Source organism: Synechococcus sp. H70.1, from assembly GCF_047502705.1.
In the GTDB taxonomy this organism is placed as follows: Bacteria; Cyanobacteriota; Cyanobacteriia; order Thermostichales; family Thermostichaceae; genus Thermostichus.
This window is the reverse complement of the sequence record NZ_JANSIV010000042.1, coordinates 118,816-122,833: the sequence shown is the minus strand read 5'-3', so window position 1 is coordinate 122,833 and position 4,018 is coordinate 118,816. Positions and strand designations below refer to the sequence as shown.

General features: G+C 58.9%; 3 protein-coding genes, 1 pseudogene and 1 riboswitch. All 4 genes and pseudogenes read left to right on the top strand.

Features of this window, described 5'->3' with window-relative positions:
• A pseudogene (locus tag NW827_RS03595) lies at positions 1-557 on the top strand (hypothetical protein); the annotation flags it as partial.
• Between the two features lie 91 nt (positions 558-648).
• Positions 649-790, top strand: a riboswitch (cobalamin riboswitch).
• Between the two features lie 39 nt (positions 791-829).
• Positions 830-2,776, top strand: coding sequence for a TonB-dependent receptor plug domain-containing protein (locus tag NW827_RS03590; protein ID WP_414403595.1), 1,947 nt, complete (start codon positions 830-832; stop codon positions 2,774-2,776).
• A gap of 89 nt (positions 2,777-2,865) precedes the next feature.
• Positions 2,866-3,276 (top strand): DUF1636 domain-containing protein, encoded by a 411-nt coding sequence (locus NW827_RS03585; RefSeq protein ID WP_414361300.1) that lies wholly within the window; start codon positions 2,866-2,868, stop codon positions 3,274-3,276.
• Positions 3,277-3,285: 9 nt separating this feature from the next.
• Positions 3,286-3,993, top strand: a complete 708-nt coding sequence (locus tag NW827_RS03580) for a hypothetical protein (RefSeq protein ID WP_414403596.1) — start codon at positions 3,286-3,288, stop codon at positions 3,991-3,993.
• Positions 3,994-4,018 lie beyond the last annotated feature (25 nt).

Genomic DNA, 4,018 nt, shown 5'->3' with positions numbered 1-4,018 from the left:
CGGTGCCGCAACCGACGGCCCCCCTCCCCCCTCTCGCAGCGGGCTCGGGAGGGCGTATTTTGCCCAGCAGCCCCAGCCAGCCGTCGGGCGCTCAACCCCAGGAGTTTGTTGCCGTCCCCTTCACCCCCGATGGCTCTACCACGCCTGCCCAGCCGGTTGAGCCTGCTGCCGCCCCTGTCCGCCGGGCCTCTGCAGCTCCCCTTACCGACCTCACCACCCTGCTGCCGCCGCCGGCCCGCCGGCAGGCCAGAGAAAACCCTCCTACCTCCTCCTCTGCACCCTCAAGCTCGGCCCCAGCTTCTCCTGCTCAGGCTGCCGACAAGGACTCCGTCCCGCTGACGCGAGCGGCTACCCGCTTTCGCGTCTTGGTAACCCCCAAAGGCAGCGACGATTTGCAGCGGCTGCGGCAGCTTGTCCCTGAGGCGGTGGAGACCGTGTTCAACGGCAGGAGGGTGCTGCAGGCCGGCCTCTACGACAGCCGCAGCCAGGCCCAATCAGTCTTGGATCGCCTGTTGGACGCCGGCTTTGACGCGGTGGCGGAGATGATCTTCCGTTGACCTCACTGCCCAGGGATCCCCCCCGGCAGGATAGGAACTCCCCAGCAGGGAATGTATGATGCCTAGCACGGCTTTTTCCAAAAGGACTGCGGAGAAAGCCGTGCCGTCAGGTTGCTCTGGGGATCAGCCAGGGCAAGCAATGGGGAAAGTCCGGTGCAAATCCGGCGCTGTGCCGCAACTGTGATGGGCTAAGGCCCTCAGTCAGGATGCCCGCCTGCGGCTTTGGCTCACAGCTTAGCTCTTCCGCGTCGCACGGAAGCAGGAGCAACTGGATGAAAGCAATTGTTGTCTGTCTCAGCCTTGGGCTGGGGAGCTGGAGTCTGGGGATCCCAGCCTGGGCGCAAGCGGTCTTGGACACCAGTCTTAGTGCCGAGATTTTCAATCAACCCGTCACCACACCGTTTCGCCGCCCTGGCTTGCTGCGGGACTCTTCGCGCCCAGTCTATGTCATCACCCGCCAGCAGATGCGCGAGCAAGGGGCAAGGACGGTGCAAGAAGCCCTGCGCTATCTGCCTGGGATCCTCAGCGATGGCACAGCGGGAACTCAGTTGGGAGCTCTTAGCTCTCAATTCATGCGAGGGGCGCGAACGGCGCAGGTGTTGGTGCTCTTGGATGGCCGCCCCCTCAACGATCTGGGCTTCTTTGGCGGGTTTGACCTCTCTCAACTCACCACAGATATTGTCGAGCGAATTGAAGTCTCTCCCGGTGGCGGCTCTACTCTGTATGGCTCGGATGCTGTTGGCGGCGTGATCAACATCGTTACGGTGGAGCCACAGCCAGAAACGGAGACGGTGCTGGAAGCGGCGGTCGGCAGCTACGGCCTCAATGAGCAAGGGATCCAAAGTCGGGGCCAAGCCCAGGATCTGGGCTGGGTGCTCAGCTATCGCCGTCTGAAAAGTAACAACGACTTTCCCTTTGCAATTGAGCGGCTGGGCAAGTCAGGCAAGCGGGAAAACTCGGCGGTGGAGTACCACAACTTGCAGGCCAAGCTTACCTGGCAACTGGCCAAAGACCAAGTCCTAACAGCCAACGCCCTCTACCTCAATAAAGCCTTTCGTGTGCCCGGCAGTGTGGAATTTCCCTCTCCCGATGCAGAGCAAAACACCAACGATCTGCTGCTGGATCTCAGTTGGCTGTGGACTCAGGCAACAGGATCCCTGCAGGCAAGAGTCTTTTTTGACGATCTCAACTACCGTTTCAGTGCTCTGCAAAGCCAGGGATCCCGCGACGTCATCCTGCGCAATGGCTGGGGATCCCAGCTGCAGTATGCTTGGCAAGCCGGCGAAAACCTAGAGGGAGCTTTGGGGGTAGATTATCGCTCCATCTCAGCTCGCAATACAACTTTTTCCTTTGCCAACGGTTCTGCCAATATCAACTACGACGATACGGTTAACCAGGGCGCCCTGTTTGCCCGCCTGGATTACAGCCCGGATCCCAACTTCCACCTTGATCTGGGCATGCGCCAGGACTTCAGCAGTTTGGCCAATGGCTCGGCCACCTCGCCGGCTGTGGGGATCCGCTGGCCAGTGGCGGAAGGCACCACCTTGAGAGCCAACTACGCCAGCAGCTTTCGCACCCCCTTGATCTCGGAATTATTCTTTCGGCTGCGAGGCTTTTTTGAAGTGGATGGCAACCCCAATCTCCGCCCAGAGCGAGGGGAGAGCTTTGACGTTGGCTTGGATCAGAGCCTGGGAGATTTTGGCCTGCTGCGGCTAACGTTTGCCCACAACCGCATCCGCGATGGCATCACCTTTGTCAGCCTGGGGCCGCGCCAGGGAACCTATGAGAATATTGGGCTGGTCGAATACACCGGCCTGGAAGCGGCTTTGGATTTGCGTTTGGGGGAAAACTGGACGCTTTTTGCCAACTACACCCTCAATGATCCCATCATCCGCGCTGCACTTAACCCGGCCACAGTTGGCAAACAGCTAGCCTTTGTGGGAGCCGATAGCTTCAACCTAGGCCTAACCTATCGCTATGAGCAGGGCGGGTACGGCTCGATCTTGGTCCATCACATTGGGAGCTTTTTTACCAACAACTCCAATACGGAATCCCTGCCAGGCTATACCACCGTGGCTTTGCGGGGAGGGATCCCGTTGACTGAGGCCCTGAGCCTAGAGTTGGGGATCGACAACCTGCTGGATGAGCAGTATGAAGTTTTCCCCGGCTATCCCGGCGTTGGCCGCACGCTGAGGATGAACTTGCGGGGGCAATTTTAGCATCCTCTCGGGCTATTTTTGGCTAACTATCTAGAACAAGCTGCCCCAGTGGAATTGTCTGCTTTGCAGTGGAGTTTGGATACAACTCTATGGTGAGCGCGACCAACTTTCCCTCTATTTCTCCATCGACAACTTTGGCTCAAGCTGAGTCTAAACATTGCCTCTGGGTTTGCACCACCTGTGGATCTCGCTGGGTCAACGGCCAAAAAGAAGGGATCAGCAAGGGAGAAATGCTCCTAGCTGCCTTGCAATCCCAAAGGCTCAATCCCCAACTGCAACTGAAGCCAGTTGCCTGTATGAGCGGCTGCAGCCACGCTTGTGTGGTTGCGCTGGCAGCCCCCCGAAAGATGACCTATGTCTTTGGCGATCTCGATCCAAAAGACGTGGAGCCAATCTTGCAAACGGCGGAGCTGTATTTGAGAAAGCCCGATGGGATCCTGCCCTGGGCAGAGCGCCCCATCAAAAAGGGGGTGATTGCCCGCATTCCGCCAATCCAATAGGAGCAACCTATGGCTGTTTTCAATCCCTGGGTCCCACCCTTAAATCAAACTTGGCAAGAGGTTTCCCCCACCGGCTGGACAACCGTTTACGAAGGGATCCCGGCTCACATCGACTGTCTTGGGCCGCTGCTCTATGAGCTCTTTCAGGAGCGCTGGGCCGAGATCCAAGTGGGCCAGGTGGTGGAGGGTGGCGTCCTGGAAGCGGCCTTCAAGGATCCCCCTACTCTCTGTGTGCTCTACGACGGCTACTTGACCGTGGCCACGGAAACTTGGCATTTGCATCTGTGTTTGGAGGAACACCAGGGCGGCCCCTACCGCAGAACTCCTCCTGAGCTGCGCCGCAAAAGATTGGTCGGCCGCGCCGCCCTCTATCGCCGCCTCAATCCGCAGGGCCAGCCTCGCCAATGGGGGATCCAGTTTTGGAACGGGGCAGAGGAATCGCTGCTGCAGATCTTTTTGCCCAGTCCCTTTTTGGGGCCAGGAGAAGACTACCTGCCCGAAGGCAAAGCCGACTATCAGCAGCTTTCCCTTTATGAACGCCTGCGAGCCATTGACGTCGAGGGAAAAGAGATAACCCTCTCCAGCGGCCCTATTTGGCGGTTTGCCGTTCCAGCCGCTGCTATCCTTCTCGCCACTATCAGCCGGTGGTGGAAGCTCTGCAATCGGCCCTGCGCGAGGCCAATCTGGATGTTCCGGTTATCACCTCAGGATGCCTAGAAGTCTGCCAACAAGGGCCGGTGGT

Coding starts and splice junctions, on each gene's coding strand:
- NW827_RS03590 (WP_414403595.1), top strand. CDS start 830: ATGAAAGCAATTGTTGTCTGTCTCAGCCTTGGGCTGGGGAGCTGGAGT.
- NW827_RS03585 (WP_414361300.1), top strand. CDS start 2,866: ATGGTGAGCGCGACCAACTTTCCCTCTATTTCTCCATCGACAACTTTG.
- NW827_RS03580 (WP_414403596.1), top strand. CDS start 3,286: ATGGCTGTTTTCAATCCCTGGGTCCCACCCTTAAATCAAACTTGGCAA.